A 17572-nucleotide genomic window follows, 5' to 3' on the forward strand; every position below is an offset into this window, starting at 1 on the left:
CGCGGGGGCCGCTGGAGGCGGATCGGGAGCGGCGCCGCCGTGCGGCGGCGCCGGTCAGAACGCGCCGAGGCCGTGCGGGACGCCGCGCCCGGTGGGTCCGTCCCAGCCGGGGCCGGCCGTGCACAGGCCGGCGCTGACCCCCGGGTACGAGGCGCACTGGTGGTAGGTCTCGTTGTCACCGCTCACGATGTCGGTGAAGCCGGCGGCCGGCGCGCGGTACAGGGTCCTGGGCCCGCTGACGGCCGCCAGGTGCCCCGCGCGGGCGAACAGCCCGGCCACGTACGGCGCCGAGGCGCTGGTGCCGCCCGCCACCAGCCAGTCGCCCGGCTCGCCGCTGCTGGGCGCGTAGGTGTCGCGGACCGCCACGCCGGTCGCCGGATCGGCGTCGGCGGAGACGTCGGACGCGGCGCGGTGGCCGCCGCAGCCGGCCGTGACCGCGGCCGGCTGGCCGGTCGCCGCGGGGAAGGCCGTCTCGCACCCGCTGCCGGCCGCGTACCATGCGCTTGGCGCACCTGAGGCGGGCAGGGTGACGCCGCCCACGCCGACCACGGAGGGCAGATCGGACGGCCAGGACTGGTGGACGCCGCCGTTGAACCCCTCGTCCCCGGTGGACGCGGTGACGGCCACCCCCGGGTGGTCGAACGCCGACAGCCGCCCGCCGCGGGTGTTCTGCACGTCGGCGGAGTAGCCGTAGCTGATGCTCACGGCCGAAGCGCCGGCGGCCACCGCGGTGTTCACCGCCCGGGCGAAGTCGGCGGTCGAGACGTCGTTGTCGTCCTGGGCGTCCTGCCAGGGCACGGAGACCTCCAGCAGCCGGCACGACGGGCAGGCCGCGGAGGCCATGTCCATGTCGAGGGCGGTCTCGACGGCCACCTCCTCCTCCAGCAGCGCGCCCTGCGCCCCCTTCTGCGGAGCCGGCTGACCCCCGCCGGTGTAGTCCTTCAGCGTCAGGCAGCCGGAGGCGGTGGTGCAGGCGGGCAGTCCGAAGGTCCTCCGGTACACCGCCAGGTCCTTCTCCAGCGTGGGGTACACACCCGCGTCGATGACGGCGATGGTCCTGCTGCTCGTGGAGACGGCGGGCAGCCCGTAGGCGCTCTGCAGGTCGGCCGGCCCGTAGCCGTCCGGCGCCGCGGACCTCAGCGGGTCGCGGCTGGTGGCGGACTCGGTGACGATCCGGCCGTCGCACCGGGGACACACCTCGCGCACCCCGTGGTGGTCGAGCAGCGTCCCGCGCAGCACCTCCTGGCGCACCCCGGCCGCGCTCTCACCCGAACTCGCCGTCCCCGCCGGGCGGTCGACGGCCACCGGCGGTGTGCCCGCGGGCGTCGTGCCGGCCGCGGACGGTGTCCCCGGACTCGCCGCCGTCACCAGCACCGCCACCACCGCGACGACCGCCGCCACCCCCGCGCGACGCCGGTGCGCCGTCGCACCCGGCAGCACGCGTCCTCGTCGTCTCATCTGCTCCCCATCCCGACCGTGACCACCACCCGGCCGCGGCCGGGTGGTTCTGACGATCGGTCGACGACACAGGTCCCCTGCCGGTTGTGTGTCCTCGATCACATGAACAGGCGTCAGCCGGGGCGCGGCAGGGCCCGGGGAGAGCCGCACCGTGCGGTGCGGCCCCCGGCGGCGGTCCGGGTCAGGCGGTGGGGACCGCGCGGGTCGGGCAGTAGTCGGGGTTCGGGGCGTTGTACCAGGCGTCGCCGCTGAACGCGTTGTAGCGGCACTGGAGTTGCGAGGCCGGAGAGTAACTGCAGACCAGCCAGCCCTGGCCGTAGGTCCAGCCGTAGAGGCCGTGCGCCCCGTCGGTGAGGAACGGCGGGCACATGTACGGCGTGGGCGGGTTGACCGCCTGTGCGGTCGCGGCGGTTCCCGCGACGAGTCCTGCGGAGGCGAGGGCGACGGCGGCGCCTGCCGCGGCGATACGGGCACGGAGCACGAGTGGTCCTTCCGGCCGGGCCGCACGGGTCCCGGGTCCTCCCCGACCCCCGGCGGCGCAGACAATGAGGGATGACCGTATCAACGCAACGGGAGGCTGCAAATACTGCGCAAGGTATGGGAATTTACGTATTGACGTGTGGTCGGCCGTCGCCGCCGGCCGGCAGGAGGAAGGCGGCCGGCGCCCGTCCGCCGCGGCTACCCGGGTGGGCGCAGACGCGTGCTGAGTACCTGTACTCAGGCGTCCCGGGGCCGCCGCGTCCCATCATGGCGGCCATGACGATGAACAGAGCGCTCGGCGCGGCCGGGGCCGTGCTGACGATGGGGGCCGCCACCGTGGTGGTGACCTGGTGGCTGGTGGGCGATCTGACCATCCGCGGCTACGGCACCGACCTGGACTACGCGGTGCGGCCGCCCCACTGGTCGGCCGCGGCCGTGAGGTGGGCCGGTGTGTCGGCGCTGCTGGTGCTGCTGGCCGGGCTCGTGCTGCTCGGCGCGGGCTCCTTGCGGCGCTGGTTCCCGTGGCAGTGGTGGGTGGTCATGGCGCTCCTGGTGATCTCCGGCGCCGTGATCGGGTACAGCGGGCGGGTGGCCACGGCCGGCGTCATCGGCGCCAACATCGGTGAGGGGCTCGCGGTGCTGCTGTTCGGGCCGATCGCGGCGGGGCTGACGCTGGGGGCGCTCGTCCAGGCCGTCGTTCTCCTGCGCCGGGAGTGGACCGGCGGCCGGCCCTGACCGCTCGCCGCCGGGGCCGGCCGCCGCCGGTGTCAGCCCCCGAAGGGGCCCGTCGGCGGCATCGGCGTGCGCGTGTGGTGGTACGGCAGCAGCGCGTCCCGGTCCTGGGCCACGCGGCGGTGCGCCTCGGGGTCCGTGTACTTCGCCATCCTGCGCCGCTGCGACACCAGATCCAGCAGGCGGCTGCCCTTCCGTGAAAGCCAGTCCTTCATCTTCCCGCACCCCGTTCCCCCGTACGCGTGTTCCTCTGACCCGAAGTGTGCTCTCTCGCGGGCGCGGTGAAGCCTGTGCTGAGCGGAACTTGAGGTCGGTTCCTCACTGTGTCCGCGCGGTGCGCACCAGGAGGGGGCAGTGCGCGCGGCCCGGTGAATGTACTAAGGCTGCTTGATAAGGTAGCTTTAGTACATGGACGACGACGTGGACGCCGCCGCTGTGGCCTCGGCCCTGCTGGCGGGCCTCAGCGTGCTGCTGCGACGGGTGCGCCAGGTGCCGGTCGACGGCGGCCTCACGATGCCCGAGCGGACCGCCCTGTCCCACCTGGACCGCTCGGGCCCCACCACCTCCTCGGCGCTGGCCCGGGACGTGCAGATCACCGCACAGGCCATGGGGGCGACTCTCGGCGCGCTGCGCGAGCGCGGCCTGATCGAACGCCGGGCGGACCCGGACGACGGCCGGCGCGTGGTGCTGACGGTGACCGGCGCGGGCCGGCAGGCGCTGGAGGACAAGCGCAACGCGCGGACCGAACTCCTCGCGCGCGCCCTGACCGGCGGCGCGTTCACCCCCGCGGAGCTGGCGCGGCTCGCCGACGCCGCGGCGCTGCTGGAGCGCCTCGCCCGGAACGTCTGACGCCGAAGAAGACCCGGGGAAGCCCGAACAAGCCCGAAGAGCCCGAAGAGGCCGAGGAGGCACGCCGATGACCGACCCGCCCGCCGGGCAGCCCGCACCCGCCGTGCCCGGCACCCGCCGCCCGCCCGGCGACGGCTACAAGTGGACGGCGCTGACGAACACGACCGCCGCGGTCTTCATGTCCGCACTGGACGGCTCCATCGTGCTGATCGCCCTGCCGGCGATCTTCCGCGGCGTGCACCTCGACCCGCTGGCCCCCGGCAACATCGCCTACCTGCTGTGGATGATCATGGGGTACCGGCTGGTCCAGGCCGTCCTGGTGGTCACGGTGGGCCGCATGGGCGACATGTACGGCCGGGTCCGGATCTACAACTCCGGTTTCGCGGTCTTCACCCTCGCCTCGATCCTGCTCTCCTTCGACCCCTTCGACGGCGGCCACGGAGCGATGTGGCTGATCGCCTGGCGCCTGGTGCAGGCCGTCGGCGGCTCGATGCTGACCGCCAACTCGGCCGCCATCCTGACCGACGCCTTCCCCGAGGAGCAGCGCGGCTTCGCGCTGGGCGTCAACCAGGTCGCCGGCCTGGGCGGGATGTTCATCGGCCTGGTCGCCGGCGGTCTGCTGTCGGCCTGGGACTGGCGTGCGGTGTTCTGGGTGAACGTGCCCGTCGGCGTGTTCTTCACGGTGTGGGCCTACCGCACCCTGCGCGAGACCGGCCGGCGCGGCGGCGGACGGATCGACTGGTGGGGCAACATCACCTTCGCGGTGGGCCTCAGCGCCGTCCTGATCGCGATCACCTTCGGCCTGCAACCGTACGGCGGGCACACCATGGGCTGGACCGACCCGCTGGTGGAGGGGCTGATCGCCGGCGGACTGGCCCTGCTGGCCGCCTTCGTCGCCATCGAGAACCGCGTCCGCGCACCGATGATCCAGCTGAGCCTGTTCCGGCAGCGGGCTTTCACCTTCGGCAACCTGGCCGGCCTCGCCATCTCGATCGGGCGCGGTGGGATGCAGTTCGTCCTGATCATCTGGCTGCAGGGCATCTGGCTTCCGCTGCACGGCTACGACTACGCCGACACGCCGCTGTGGGCCGGTATCTTCATGCTGCCGCTGACCGCCGGGTTCCTCGCCGCCGGGCCCGTCTCCGGCCACCTCTCCGACCGGTTCGGCTCCCGGGGCCTGGCCACCGGCGGCGCCGTGCTGTTCGGCGCGAGCTTCCTCGGCCTGATGCTGCTGCCCATCGACTTCAGCTACTGGATCTTCGCCGTGCTGATCGCCCTCAACGGGATCGCCAGCGGCATGTTCGCCTCCCCCAACTCCTCCTCGATCATGGGCAGCGTGCCCGCGCCGTCGCGCGGCGTCGCCTCCGGGATGCGCGCCACCTTCCAGAACTCCGGCACCGCCGTGTCCATCGGGGTGTTCTTCTCCCTCATGATCGCCGGACTGGCCGGCAGCCTCCCGCACACCCTCACCAGCGGGCTCCGGCAGCAGGGCGTACCGGCCCACGTCGCCACCCAGGTCGGCGGCCTGCCCCCGGTCTCGTCCCTGTTCGCCGCCCAACTGGGCGTCAACCCGGTCCGCCACCTGCTCCAGCCCAGCGGCGCCCTGGCCCACCTGACGCCGGCGCAGCAGCAGACGCTGACCGGGCGTGAGTTCTTCCCGACCCTGATCGCCGGGCCCTTCCACTCCGGCCTGGTCATCGTCTTCGCCTTCGGCGCCGCCCTCGCCTTCCTCGCCGCGACCGCCTCGCTGCTGCGCGGCGCCGGCAGGGCGGCGAAGGCCACCGCCACCCGCATCCCGCGACCTGCCGACGCCCCCGAACAAGCACGCGCACGAGAGAAGCGAGACCTGTGACCCTGACCCAGCTGGACCCCACCCCCGCGCTGGTCGTGATCGACCTGCAGAAGGGCATCGTCTCGGCCCACACCGACGGCACGGTGACCGCCGCCGTCGAGCGGGCGACCCGCCTGGCCGCCGAGTTCCGGCGGCGCGACCTGCCGGTGATCCTGGTCAACGTCACCGGCCGCGCCCCGGGACGCACCGACGCCGGACCGTCCGCGGGCGCCGCCGCCGCCCTGCCGGCCGGCTGGGCGGACCTCATCGACGAACTCGACGTCCGGCCCACCGACCACCTGATCACCAAGCGGCGCCGCAGCGCCTTCCACGACACCGGACTCGACACCCTGCTGAGGGACCTGGGCGTCACCCAGGTGGTGCTCGCCGGCGTCTCGACCAGCTCGGGCGTCGAGTCCACCGCGCGCTCCGCCGCCGACCACGGCTACCACGTCGTCCTCGCCACCGACGCCGTGGGCGACCCGGACACCGCCGCCCACCGCCACAGCGTCGAACGCGTCTTCCCCAAGCTCGGCGAGACGGCCACCGCCGCCGAGATCGTCGCGATGGCGGGAGCGACACGATGACCCTGCTCGGCCGACTCCTGAACAACCGCAGGGCGGGCGACACCCACACCGCGTGGAACCTGCCCCACCTGCGAGGCCCCGAGACGCTGACCCTCACCAGCCGGCACTTCGCCGACGGCGGTCCCATGCCGCTGGAGCAGTGTGCGAAGCACGTCGGCGGCGCCGACCTGTCGCCGCACCTGGCCTGGACGCCGCTGCCGCCCGGCACCGGGCAGCTCCTGCTGGCCGTCGAGGACGTCGACGTCCCGCTGGGCAAGCCCGCCGTGCACTGCCTGGCCCTGATCGACCCGGCCACCGTCCACCTGGAGCCCGGCGCCCTCGCCGGACGCCACCCCGGCCGCGGGGTGCGGGTGCTGCGGTCCACCATCGGGCGCGGCTACCACGGGCCCGCCCCCGTCAAGGGCCACGGGCCGCACCACTACGTCTTCCAGCTCTTCGCGCTGGCGGACCCCGTGCAGGACGGCCCCGGTGCGACGCCGCCGGACCGGGCCCGCCCCCGCGCGCTGCTCTCCGCGGTCGCCTCACCGGTCCTCGGCCGCGGCCGGCTGACCGGCACCTTCGAACGCTGACACCGGCTCGTGCGCGGGCTCATGCACGGGCGCGGGCGCGGGCCCGGTCTCCGGCTCCGGCTGCGGTGCCACGACGGTCGCCCCCTCGCTGCGGGGGAGCAGCAGCGGGGTCGCCAGCAGCAGCACACCGGCCAGGGCGATGGCCGTCCGCAGGCCGAGCACGCTGCCCAGCACTCCCCAGACGGCCGTCAGCAGCGCGGTCGTCGCCCTGGTCGTCACCGCCCACGCGGACAGGGTGCGGGTGACCCGGTCGTTCGCGGTGCGCTCAAGGCGGTAGGTGGCGGAGACGGGGTTGAACACGCCGCAGCAGAAGATGAGTCCGAGTTCGACCCCCGCGACCAGTACCAGCCCGCCGGGGCCGGGTCCGACGAAGGCCAGGCCCAGGGCCCACAGCGCGCGCAGTGACCCGAAGGCGACCAGGACCCGGTGCTGCCCGCACCGCGTGACGAGCCGCCGCGCCAGCCGCGACCCCACCAGCCCGCCGATCGAGGGCGCGGCGAAGGCGAGGCCGTACTGCCACGGTGCGAACCCGAGCCGGCCCAGCATCAGCACGGCCAGCAGCGGCTCCGAGGCCATCACCAGGCCGTTGCACAAGGCGGTGTTGAGGAACAGCGGACGCAGCGCCGGATCGGCGAGGATGTGCCGCCAGCCGTCGAGCAGGTCCCCGGGGCGCAGCCGCGCGGCCGCTCGCGGCTCGGGCGGGCGCTCGGGGCCGCCGGCCGCCCGGACGCCGAGGGCCGAGAGCAGATAGCTGACCGCGTCGGCCACGACCGTCGCCACCGGGCCGAGCAGCCCGATCGCGGCGCCGCCCAACGGCGGGCCGACGATCGTGGTCGTCCAGGCCGTCGACTCGAAGCGGGCGTTGGCGACGAGCAGATCACCGGCCGGCAGCAGCGTCTTCAGGTACGCGCCGGAGGCGGCGCGGAAGGTGATGTCGGCCGCCGCGACGACGACCGAGACCAGCAGGAGCTGGAGGAAGGTGAGCACGCCGAGCGCGAACGCGGCCGGGATCGTCAGCAGCGCCGCGCACCGCACCAGGTCCATCGCGACCAGCACCGGCCGCTTGCGGCGGAACTCCACCCACGGGCCGAGCGGCACCGCCACGGCCGCGCCCACCGCGGCCCCCACGCAGGAGAGCGCGGCGACCCGGACCGGTCCGGCGTGCAGCACCCGGATCGCGATCAGCGGGAAGGCCCCGAAGGCGAGCCAGGTGCCGAGCGCGCTGGTCCCGTACGCCCCCCAGAGCCACCCGAACTGCCGCCCCAGCCGGCGCCCGCTCCTCATGTCCGCCACCCCTCGTTTTCACCCCGCACAACCGAATCGCGATCGGAAGCATCAAAGCGAGCGCCGCGGCCCGGAATCAAACAACGGTGGAGCCATCTGCCACAACCTCCGGTTGTGCCTGCGTTCCGGCGGCCGTGACGAATATGCCGGTGAACCTCCGCGGTCGCGGCGCTAGGGTCGGCGCATGGACCTCGACACCGTGCGGACCTTCGTCGCCGCCGCCGACGCGGGGCGGTTCCAGGAGGCCGCCGTCGAGCTGGCGGTCACCCAGCAGGCCGTCTCCAAGCGCATCGCCGCGCTGGAGCGCGCCCTCGGCGTGCGCCTGTTCACCCGCACCGCGCGCGGCGCCGAACTCACCATCGACGGGCAGGCGTTCCTGCCGCACGCCCGTGAGCTGCTGCGCGCCGCCGAGCGCGCGGTCGCGTCCGTGCGGGCCGGACGCCGCCCGCTGCGCGTGGACGTGATCGCCTCCCGCGGCGCGGCGGCCGGCCTGCTCCGCGGCTTCCACCGCGCGCACCCCGGCATCGACCTCGACGTGGTGATGCTCCTCGACATGGAGGCGGCCGTCGCCGCCATCCGGTCCGGTGCGATCGACGCGTCGTTCCGCGCCGTCGGCGTGCCCGGCCGGCCACTGCCCGAGGACGTCGAGTCCGTCCGGGTGCTCGACGAACCGCTCCAGCTCCTCACCGGCCCCGCCCACGCGCTGGCGGGCGCCCGCTCGGTGCCGCTCGGCCGGCTGGCCGGGCACCGGATCTGGATGCCCGGCATCGTCCCCGGCACCGAGTGGGCCGCCTACTACGACGACCTCGTCGCCGAGTTCGGTCTCACCATCGAGGCGACCGGCCCCAACTTCGGCTCCGACGCCCTGCTCGACACCATCGCCGACACCCCGGCGCTGGCCACCTTCATGGGCGAGCACACGCGCCTCGTCTGGCCCGCGGGGCACGGCCTGCGCCGCATCCCGGTGACCGGACCGACCCCCGTCTACCCGCACTCGCTCCTCTGGCACCGCGACAACCCCCACCCGGCGCTGGACACGCTCCGCGCCCACCTCGCCGCCACGGCGGGCGGCCGCGACGCCGGCGCCTGGGTGCCGGGGTGGGTGCCGAGCTGGACGCCCGGCCCGCCGCCGCGCCCGGCGCCGGGCCGGGCGGCTCCCACCGACCACCGCACCTTGGAGGAGTTCGTATGAAGATCGACAGTCTGCGCCGCAGCGAGGCCGAGCGGCGGGCGGCCCTCCTCGCCGTGGAGAGGTACGAGGTGGCCGTCGACCTCACCGGTCTGCCGGCCGGGCCGGAGGTGCGGTGCGTGTCCACCGTCACCTTCAGCTGCCGGGAGCCGGGCGCGGAGACCTTCGCGGACTGCGCCGCGCAGGTGGTGAGCGCCACCCTCAACGGTGTCGCGCTGCCGCCTCCCGAGAACGGCAGGATCACCCTGCCCGCCCTCGCCGCGCACAACGTCCTGCGGGTGGAGAGCGTGCAGGACGACACGACGTCAGGCGAAGGCGTGCACAAGGCCGTCGATCCGGCCGACGGCGAGGTCTACGTGTGGATGTCCTTCGAGCCGGACGAGGCCCGGTTCGTCTGGGCGTGCTTCGACCAGCCGGACCTCAAGGCGCCGCACGCCTTCACCGTGACCGCGCCCGGCGACTGGACGGTGGCCGCCAACTCCGGCGACCCGCGGATCGAGACGCTCGGCTCCGCACGCCGCTGGACCTTCCCCGACACCCCGCCGCTGTCGACGTACAACACCGTCGTCAACGCCGGGCCCTTCCACGAGATCCGCCGTGAGGCCGGTGGCCACGACCTGGGCATCCTCGTCCGCCGCTCGCTTGCGGCGGTGGCCGAGCGCGAGGCCGACGAGATCTTCACGCTGACGGAACAAGGGTTCGGCTTCTTCGAGGACGTCTTCGGGATGCCGTTCCCGCAGCGGAAGTACGACCAGGTCTTCGTGCCCGAGTTCGGTGGGGCGATGGAGAACTACGGCTGCGTCACCTGGTCGGACGACCTCCTGCGGCGCAGCGCGCCGACGCCCGCGGAGCGCGAGCAGCTCGCGATATACCTGCTCCACGAGATGGCGCACATGTGGTTCGGCAACATCGTCACGATGCGCTGGTGGGACGACCTGTGGCTCAACGAGGCGTTCGCCGAGTTCGCCTGCCACTGGGCCGCGTCCCGGGCGACCTCGTACACCGACGTGTGGGCGGGCCACCTCGCCGCGGGAAAGCTCAGCGCCTACCTCGCCGACCAGGGGCCGATCTCGCACCCGATCCGGCAGCCCGTCCACGACGTCGCCGAGGCCGCGTCGATCTTCGACGCCATCACCTATCCCAAGGGCGCCTCCGTGCTGCAGCAACTGGCGGCCTACGTGGGCGAGGAGCGGTTCGCGGCCGGTATGACCGCCTACTTCGCCCGGCACGCGTGGGGCACCACCACGTTCCAGGACCTGATCGACGTGCTCTCCGAGGCGAGCGGACGGGACCTGGACGCCTGGCAGCGCGGATGGCTCCAGACGGCTGGCACCGACCGGATCACGCTGGAGGAAGAGGACGCCGGCTTCACGCTCGTGGCCCACGGTCCCGGCGGCCCGCCGCGACCGCACGTGCTGGCGGTGGGCGCCTACCGGCACGACGGCGCCCGCCTGGAGCGCACCGCACGGGTGCAGGTCGAGGTCGCGGGGACCAGGACTCCCGTCGACCTGCCGCCCGGAGCGGACCTCTACCTGGTCAACGACGACGATCTGACCTTCGCCACCACCCACCCCGGCCCGCAGGCCCGCACCGCCCTGCTGTCCGCGGCGGCCGCGCTGCCCACCCCCATCTCCCGGGGCGTCGCGACGGCGACCGTCTGGAACACGCTGGTCACCGGCGAGACCACCGCGGCGGAGGCGGTCCACTGCATCACCGCCGTGCTGGCCGTGGAGACCTCCGACTCGGTGATCGAGCCGTACCTGACCCTCGCCGCGGACGCCGCGGAGTTCTGGGCGCCGCCCGCCCTGCGGGCCGAACTCGCCGCGACGCTCTCCGGCGCCTGCCGGCGCCTCGCGCTCGACCCGCACCGCCGCCAGGTGGCGCTGCGCGCCCTGGCCCGGTCGGCGAACGGCCCGGACGACGTGGCGTGGCTGCGAGAGCGGGCCGGGGACGACATCGACCTCCAGTGGCGCGTGCTGGCCTGCGAGGCCCGGTTCGGCGGCGGGAGCGCGGACGACGTGGCGCTCCTGCTGGAGCGCGATCCCGATCCCGAGGCATGGGTCCGCGCCCTCACCGTCCGGGCCGCCCGGCCGGACGCCGCCGAGAAGGAGGCGGTCTGGCAGCAGTTGACGGTGGACCGATCGGTACCGGTCGGCTCGGTGAAACACGTCGCGGCGGAGTTCTGGCGTCCGGGCCAGGAGGAGCTGCTGGCGCCGTACGCACCCCGGTACGCCGCGCTCCTGCCCCGGTTCGACCGCGGCGGGATGATTCCCGCGATGGCGTTCACCCACCGGCTCTTCCCGGTCTTCGGCGTCGACGCGGCGTTCCTCGACACCGTGCGGGAGGCGGCCGCGGACTGCGCCCCGGTGGTCCGCACCACGCTGCTCGAACGCGCCGACGTCGTGGGGCGCATGCTCCGCTCCCGCGCCGGGTGACCCGCTGGGAGACCGCCGGCTGACCTGCCACGAGCACGCGTCGAGATGACGGCAAGTCAGCCCACGGCGTCCGCCAGGATCTCCAGGATGTGGCGGTAGGGCTTCCCGGTGGCGCGGCTCATGCCGATCTCACAGGTGAGGTTGCAGGAGGCGTAGGCGTCGTAGGAGGCGCGGTTGACCTCCGCGGCCTGCGCGGAGGTCGCCGCCGCGGTGACCTCCGGGTGCAGCAGCCCGCGGTCGCCCGCGAAGGCGCAGCACCCCCACGCGTCCGGCACCGTCACCTCGGCGGCGACCGCCTCGGCGAGCGCGCGGAGGTCGCCGGTGATCCCCAGGTGCACGGTCGAGCACGTCGGGTGCAGCGCGAGGGAGCGCACCCGGCGCGCTTCGGGCAGCGCGGGCAGCGCCGGCAGCACGTGCTCGCGGGTGAAGGTGACGCTGTCGGTGAACCGCAGCGCCTCGTACCGCGCCCGGTCCTGCTCGGGCAGCGCCTGCGCGAGCTGCTCCAGCCCGTGCGTGCAGGAGGAGGCGTCGCAGACCACCGGAAGCCGCCCGTGGTCGGTCGCCCGCCACAGGGCCTCCAGCGTCCGGGACGCCATCGCGCGGTGGCCCCCGCCGTAGCCCTTGGACTGCCAGGGCGTGCCGCAGCACAGCCCGGACAGGCCCTCGGGCACGGTCACCGGCCCGGTCGCACAGGTGCAGGAAGGCGGCCGCGGCCCCGGCGGGCCGGGCGCCGGCCCGCGGTTCGGTCCGCTCGCCGGTGAAGACGCTGCCGATGCACGCGGCGAAGAACACCGCCCGCGCCTCGGGCGTGCGCCGCGCCGCGGGCCGCGGGCCGCCCGGCCGGGGGACGCCCGCCGCCCAGTCGGGCACCAGCTCGCCGGCGCCGAGCCGTCGCGCCGCGGAGGTCGCGGCCCGCACGACCGGCGCGGGCGCCGCGTGGGCGGCGCCGAGCCCGATCCGCACGCCGGTGACGGCCCCGCCCCAGTGGCGGGCCGTCGCGCTCCCCGCGGCCTGGGCGAGCGCACCGTGCCGCTCGCCCCGCAGCCGCTTCATCACGGCGCCGGTGTCGATGGTGACCGGGCAGGCGGTGACGCACAGGCTGTCGGCGGCGCAACTGTCCACCGCCGCGTACGTGTAGTCCTCCTCCAGCGCCCTGCGGCGCTCCTCGTCGCCCGCCGCGGCCGCGAGCGCGATCTCGCGCCGCAGCGCGATGCGCTGCCGGGGAGTGGTGGTCACGTCGGCGGTCGGGCAGACCGGCTCGCAGTAGCCGCACTCCACGCAGCGGTCCACCGCCGGGTCGACGGCGGGCACGTCCTTGAGCCGCCGCAGGTGGACGGTCGGGTCGTCGTCCAGCAGCACGCCGGGGTTGAGCACGTTCGCCGGGTCGCACAGCGCCTTCAGCTCGCGCATCACCTCGTACAGCTCGTCGCCGTACTGGCGGCGGACGAAGGGCGCCATGGCGCGGCCGGTGCCGTGCTCGGCCTTGAGGGTGCCGCCCTCCCGCAGCACGAGGTCGACCATGTCGTCGGTGAACCGGGCGTAGCGGTCGATCTCGGCCGGGCCGTCGAACCGCTGGGTGAGCATGAAGTGGAGGTTGCCGTCACGGGCGTGGCCGAAGATCACCGCGTCCTGGTAGCCGTGCCGGTCGAACAGCCGGGTGAGCCCCTCGCAGGTGCCGGTGAGCCGCTCCATGGGGACGGCGACGTCCTCCAGCAGCGCGGTCGTCCCGGCCGGCCGGGCACCGGCCACCGCGGTGTACAGCCCCTTGCGCGCGTGCCACATCGCGGCCCGCTCCGCGGCGTCGCGGGTCAGTGCCGTGCCGGTGACCGCGGGCAGCGCGTCCAGCACCGGGCGGGCGGCCGCCAGGAGCTGCTCCAGCTCCTCGGCCCGGTCCTCCGCGAACTCGACCAGCAGGGCGGCGTGCCCCTCGACCCGCAGGCCGCGCAGCGCGGGGCTCGCGTCCGGCGCGGCCTGCGCCACCCGCAGCGAGGCCGCGTCCAGCAGCTCCGCGGTGCGGGCGCCCGCGGCGAGCAGGGCGGGCAGCGCGTCGGTCGCCTCCGCCAGTCCCGGCAGGATCAGCAGCCCGGTGGCGGCGTGCGCCAGCACCGGGACGGTACGGAAGACCGCCTCGCCGACGAAGCCGAGGGTGCCCTCGCTGCCCACCATCAGATGGGCGAGGGTGTCGACGGGGGAGGAGTGGTCGAGGAAGGAGTTCAGGCCGTACCCCATGGTGTTCTTCATGGCGAACAGCCGCTCCACCGTCGCCCTGGCCTGCGGCGAGGCGCGGACCCGGTCCCGCAGCCGCAGCAGGCCCGCGTGCAGCAGCGGCTCGCGGTCGCGCAGCCGGTCGTCGGCGTCGCGGGCGGCGGAGTCGACCACCGTGCCGGACGGCAGCACGAACTGGAGCGACTCCAGGGTCCGGTAGGCGTTGTCGCGGGTGCCGCAGTTCATGCCGCTGGAGTTGTTCGCCACCATCCCGCCGACGGTGCACGCCGACTCGCTGGCCGGGTCGGGTCCGAGCCTGCGCCCGTACCGGGCCAGGCGGGCGTTGGCCTGGCGGATCGTCAGCCCCGGCTGGAGGCGGATGCGCAGGCCGTCGTCGAGCACCTCCGCCTCGCGCCAGTGGGTGCGGACGTCGACCAGCACCCCGTCGCCGCCGGCCTGGCCGGACAGGCTGGTGCCACCCGAGCGGAGGGTGAGCGGCACCCCGGCCTGCCGGGCGCCGGCCATCAGCGCCGCCACCTCCCGGGCGGAGGCCGCCCGCACCACGGCCTGCGGGGTCAGCAGGTACGGGGACGCGTCGTGGGCCAGGGCCGCCCGGCGGGGCGGCTCGACCGACACCCGCGCCGGGTCGGCGACGCACGAACGCAGCAGCGCCACCAGGCCGTCCGGGCCGCTGCCGTCAGGTGCCGAGCCGTCCGGCGCGGGGGCTGCCGGCGCGGGGTCTGCGGACGCGGGGGTGGCGGGCGTACGGGAGGCGGGCGTACGGGAGGCGGGGCGGCTCATGCGGCTTCTCCAGGACGGCGTGGCGGGCGAAGGCTCGAAGGAAGGCGGTCGGAGGGGGCGTTCGGGGCGCGCGTTCAGGAGGTCGCCGAGGCGGCCGCCAGGTCGTCGCCGGGGCCGGGCACCCGCAGCCTGCGCGGAGCGGCCGTCGCCGGCCGCGGCAGCAGCAGCGGACCGCGGCCGGGAGTGATGCTGCCCAGCAGCGAGGCGTGCCGTGCGCCGGTCGCGGACGGCAGGGTGCCCGGCAGGCCGTGCACGGTGAGGAAGCCCAGCACGGCGAAGGCCAGCGCCTCCTTCGCGTCGGACGGCACCCCGAGGTCGTCGCTGGACAGCAGCCGGACGCCGGGCAGCTCCCCGGCGATCATGCGCATCATGACGGGATTGTGCGCGCCGCCGCCCGAGACGGCCAGCGTCGTCACGCCGTGCGCCCGGCACGCGTCGGCCACCGTGACCGCGGTCAGCCGGGTGAGCGTGGCGAGCACGTCGTGGTCGTCGGCGGTGGGCACGTCGGCGAGCGCTGCCAGCAGGTACGGCAGGTGGAACAGCTCCTTGCCGGTGCTCTTGGGCGCGGGCAGCCGGTAGTAGGGCTCGTCCAGCAGCCTGCGCAGCAGCGCGGGGGAGACCGTGCCGGCCGCGGCGCCGCGCCCGGACTCGTCGTAGGCGGCGGCGCCCGAGGTGAAGTGCCGTACCGCCGCGTCGAGCAGGGCGTTGGCCGGGCCGGTGTCGAAGGCGACCGGCTCCGCTCCGGGGGCGACCACCGTGACGTTGGCGATGCCGCCCAGGTTGAGGGCCGCGGGAACGCCGGGCAGGCCGCGCAGCAGCAGCGTGTCGGTCAGTCCCACCAGCGGGGCGCCCTGCCCGCCCGCTGCCACGTCGCGGCTGCGCAGGTCGGACACGACCGGCAGCCCGGTGGCCTCCGCGATCCACGCGGGCTGCCCGAGCTGCAGCGTGCCGCGCACCGCGCCGTCCTGCACCCAGTGGTGCATCGTCTGGCCGTGCGAGACCACGAGGTCGGCCCGCCCGTCGCACAGTTCGCGCTGGGCGCGCACGGCGGCGTCCGCGAACGCCTGGCCGACGCCGGTGTCCAGTGCGCACAGCGCCTGCGTGGACGTCGCCGCCGGCGGCATGGCCGCGGCGATCGCGCCGCGCAGCTCCTCGGAGTACGCGGTGCTGATCCGGCCCAGCGGCCGCATCACGAGGGTGTCGGCCTCCAGGGTGATGTCGGCCGCCGCGGCCTCGATGGCGTCGTAGGAAGTGCCGGACATCAGGCCGATGACGCGCATGCTGCTCCAGTCGTGGGAAAGGCGGAGGGGGACCGGGTGGGGCGGCCGGATCGGGGCCGCCCCACCCGGGACGGTCAGGTCCTGCCGGCAGACGTGTCGAGCGCTTCGGCGTCGGCGCCGGACCGCGGGGCGGGAGCGGCCGCGGCGCCCGCCTCGGGGGCGGCGGCCGGGGCGCGGTGGAACAGGCTCATCACACCGCCGACGACGAGTGTCACCACGACGCCGATCGGCACCAGCCACTGCGCGGCGATCGCCGTGGGCACGGTCGCGCCCGCCGTCGTCACGTCGATCTTCACGCCGCGCACGATGTACGTCATCACGCCGACCGTCACCAGGAACGCGACGACGGCGTCGATCTCGTTCGCCCGCCTGACCAGCCGGCCCAGCAGGAACGCGCCGAGGAGGGCGCCGTAGGTGTATCCGGCGATGGTCAGACCGGTCAGGTACACGTTGCCCGAGCTGGTGCTGAAGGCGCAGGCGAAGACCGCCATGAGCACGGCCCACACCAGGGTCATGCCGCGGGCCAGCTTCAGCAGCGTCTCGTCCGAGGGCGACACCTTGAAGAGGTTGTGCGCGATGTCGGAGACGGTGGAGTTCGACATCGAGTTCAGCGCGGAGGACAGCGAGCCCATCGCGGCGCCGAGGATGCCCGCCACCAGCAGGCCCGAGATGCCGACCGGCAGGTCGTGCAGGATGAAGTTCGGGTAGAGGTTGTCGGAGCTGCTCAGCCCGAGGTCCTTGAAGCTGCGCCCCTTGTTGTACGACCAGAGGAGGGCGCCGACCAGGGAGAAGGCGGCGAACTGGATCGTCACGAAGACGCCGGAGGCGATCATCGCCTTCTGGCCGTCCCGCAGGGTGCGGGTGGCCAGGATGCGCTGCACGATCAGCTGGTCGGAACCGTGGCTGGCCATCGCGAAGATGGCGCCGCCGACGATCGCGGTGGGCAGCGCGAACGAGCTGGTGAGCACGTGGTCCAGGGCGAAGTCCGTGTCGAAGAGGCGGAACCCGCCGCCGTGCAGGGCCTGCGAGAAGCCGCCGCCCCCCACGTGTCCGCTCAGCACCGCGATGGCGAGGAGGGCGCCGCCCAGGTACAGGCCCATCTGGATGGCGTCGGTCCAGATGACCGCCTTGATGCCGCCGAGGTAGGTGTAGACGACGGTGATCAGGGTCAGCACCAGGATGATGACCTTGTAGCCGGCGTGCACGCCGAGTTCGTCGAGCAGCAGCTTGATGGGGATGGCCGACGCGAACAGCCGCACCCCCTCGGCGAGCAGCCGGGTGCACACGAACGTCACGGACGCCAGGCCCTGGAGCTTCATGCCGAAGCGGTGCCCGAGGTACTGGTAGGCGCTGACGAAGCCGCCGCGCTTGTAGAGCGGGATCAGCACCGTCGCCACCACGACGCGGCCTATGACGTAGCCGAGGGCCAGTTCGACGTTGCCGAAGCCCTGGCCGCTGTACGCGCCGCCGGGGACGCTGATGACGGTCAGCACGCTGGTCTCGGTGGCGACGACCGAGAACGAGACCGTCCACCAGGGCATGTGGCCCTCGCCGACGAAGTAGTCCTTCGCGGACTTCTGCCGCCCGGACAGGCGCAGGCCGAACCACGCCACGGCGACGAGGTAGACGGCGATCACCACGAGGTCGAGCTGACGCACACGCACTCCTTGCAACTGTCCGGTGGTGTCACCGGGGACGATGGGGACGGTGGGGCCGCGGGCCGGTGGCGTTCGGCCGAGCGGTGCGGCCCGGCCTCACGGCGGCGCCGCGGGGACCCCGGCGGCTCGGCGGGCGGGACGCCCTGAGGGGTCGGGCCGCCGGTGGGGGCAGCCGGCCCTCCGGTCTTCGAGGGCCGCGGACCTCGCGGCCGCG

General features: G+C 74.6%; 14 protein-coding genes. 7 read left to right on the forward strand and 7 right to left on the reverse strand.

Annotated elements, in window-relative coordinates:
• Window positions 1-54 precede the first annotated feature (54 nt).
• A complete protein-coding gene (locus tag V2S66_RS24075) occupies window positions 55-1458 on the reverse strand; it encodes a S8 family serine peptidase (protein WP_330798324.1) in 1404 nt (467 codons plus the stop codon).
• A 181-nt stretch (window positions 1459-1639) separates the two neighbouring features.
• Window positions 1640-1939, reverse strand: a complete 300-nt coding sequence (locus V2S66_RS24080) for a hypothetical protein (protein WP_330798325.1) — start codon at window positions 1937-1939, stop codon at window positions 1640-1642.
• 275 nt (window positions 1940-2214) lie between these two features.
• On the opposite strand from V2S66_RS24080, the gene V2S66_RS24085 reads away from it, so the two are divergent.
• Window positions 2215-2673 (forward strand): hypothetical protein, encoded by a 459-nt coding sequence (locus V2S66_RS24085; protein WP_330798327.1) that lies wholly within the window; start codon window positions 2215-2217, stop codon window positions 2671-2673.
• A 32-nt stretch (window positions 2674-2705) separates the two neighbouring features.
• On the opposite strand, the gene V2S66_RS24090 is transcribed toward V2S66_RS24085, so the two are convergent.
• The gene (locus tag V2S66_RS24090; RefSeq protein ID WP_330798329.1) at window positions 2706-2885 is read right to left on the reverse strand and encodes a hypothetical protein; all 180 of its coding nucleotides are present in this window, start codon (window positions 2883-2885) and stop codon (window positions 2706-2708) included.
• 193 nt (window positions 2886-3078) lie between these two features.
• On the opposite strand from V2S66_RS24090, the gene V2S66_RS24095 reads away from it, so the two are divergent.
• The 4 genes from V2S66_RS24095 (at window position 3079) to V2S66_RS24110 (ending at window position 6506) form a co-directional block, all read left to right on the forward strand.
• A complete protein-coding gene (locus V2S66_RS24095; RefSeq protein ID WP_330798331.1) occupies window positions 3079-3519 on the forward strand; it encodes a MarR family winged helix-turn-helix transcriptional regulator in 441 nt (146 codons plus the stop codon).
• Between the two features lie 67 nt (window positions 3520-3586).
• Window positions 3587-5371 (forward strand): MFS transporter, encoded by a 1785-nt coding sequence (locus V2S66_RS24100; protein WP_413966470.1) that lies wholly within the window; start codon window positions 3587-3589, stop codon window positions 5369-5371.
• Window positions 5368-5937, forward strand: a complete 570-nt coding sequence (locus tag V2S66_RS24105; protein ID WP_330798332.1) for a cysteine hydrolase family protein — start codon at window positions 5368-5370, stop codon at window positions 5935-5937. The genes V2S66_RS24100 and V2S66_RS24105 overlap by 4 nt, the downstream gene beginning before the upstream one ends.
• On the forward strand, window positions 5934-6506 hold the full coding sequence (locus V2S66_RS24110; protein ID WP_330798334.1) for a YbhB/YbcL family Raf kinase inhibitor-like protein: 573 nt from the start codon (window positions 5934-5936) through the stop codon (window positions 6504-6506). Before V2S66_RS24105 ends, V2S66_RS24110 begins: the two co-directional genes overlap by 4 nt.
• Here V2S66_RS24110 and V2S66_RS24115 read toward each other — a convergent pair.
• Window positions 6459-7790, reverse strand: coding sequence for an MFS transporter (locus V2S66_RS24115; protein WP_330798336.1), 1332 nt, complete (start codon window positions 7788-7790; stop codon window positions 6459-6461). The two genes, V2S66_RS24110 and V2S66_RS24115, sit on opposite strands and share 48 nt — an antisense overlap.
• Before the next feature lie 184 nt (window positions 7791-7974).
• On the opposite strand from V2S66_RS24115, the gene V2S66_RS24120 reads away from it, so the two are divergent.
• Together V2S66_RS24120 and pepN are read left to right on the forward strand one after the other, a co-directional pair.
• The gene (locus tag V2S66_RS24120) at window positions 7975-8982 is read left to right on the forward strand and encodes a LysR family transcriptional regulator (RefSeq protein WP_330798337.1); all 1008 of its coding nucleotides are present in this window, start codon (window positions 7975-7977) and stop codon (window positions 8980-8982) included.
• The gene (gene pepN / locus V2S66_RS24125) at window positions 8979-11414 is read left to right on the forward strand and encodes an aminopeptidase N (protein WP_330798339.1); all 2436 of its coding nucleotides are present in this window, start codon (window positions 8979-8981) and stop codon (window positions 11412-11414) included. The genes V2S66_RS24120 and pepN overlap by 4 nt, the downstream gene beginning before the upstream one ends.
• A 129-nt stretch (window positions 11415-11543) precedes the next feature.
• On the opposite strand, the gene V2S66_RS24135 is transcribed toward pepN, so the two are convergent.
• The 3 genes from V2S66_RS24135 to V2S66_RS24145 all read right to left on the reverse strand — a co-directional run bounded on the left by V2S66_RS24135 (window position 11544) and on the right by V2S66_RS24145 (window position 17358).
• Entirely contained in the window at window positions 11544-14420 is a 2877-nt protein-coding gene (locus V2S66_RS24135; RefSeq protein WP_413966471.1) for an FAD-binding and (Fe-S)-binding domain-containing protein, read from the reverse strand.
• 74 nt (window positions 14421-14494) lie between these two features.
• The gene (locus tag V2S66_RS24140) at window positions 14495-15700 is read right to left on the reverse strand and encodes an anhydro-N-acetylmuramic acid kinase (RefSeq protein ID WP_330798341.1); all 1206 of its coding nucleotides are present in this window, start codon (window positions 15698-15700) and stop codon (window positions 14495-14497) included.
• 74 nt (window positions 15701-15774) lie between these two features.
• Entirely contained in the window at window positions 15775-17358 is a 1584-nt protein-coding gene (locus tag V2S66_RS24145) for a sodium:solute symporter (RefSeq protein WP_330798343.1), read from the reverse strand.
• Window positions 17359-17572: the final 214 nt, after the last annotated feature.

This window comes from Actinacidiphila polyblastidii, assembly GCF_036353415.1.
In the GTDB taxonomy this organism is placed as follows: domain Bacteria; phylum Actinomycetota; class Actinomycetes; order Streptomycetales; family Streptomycetaceae; genus Actinacidiphila; species Actinacidiphila polyblastidii.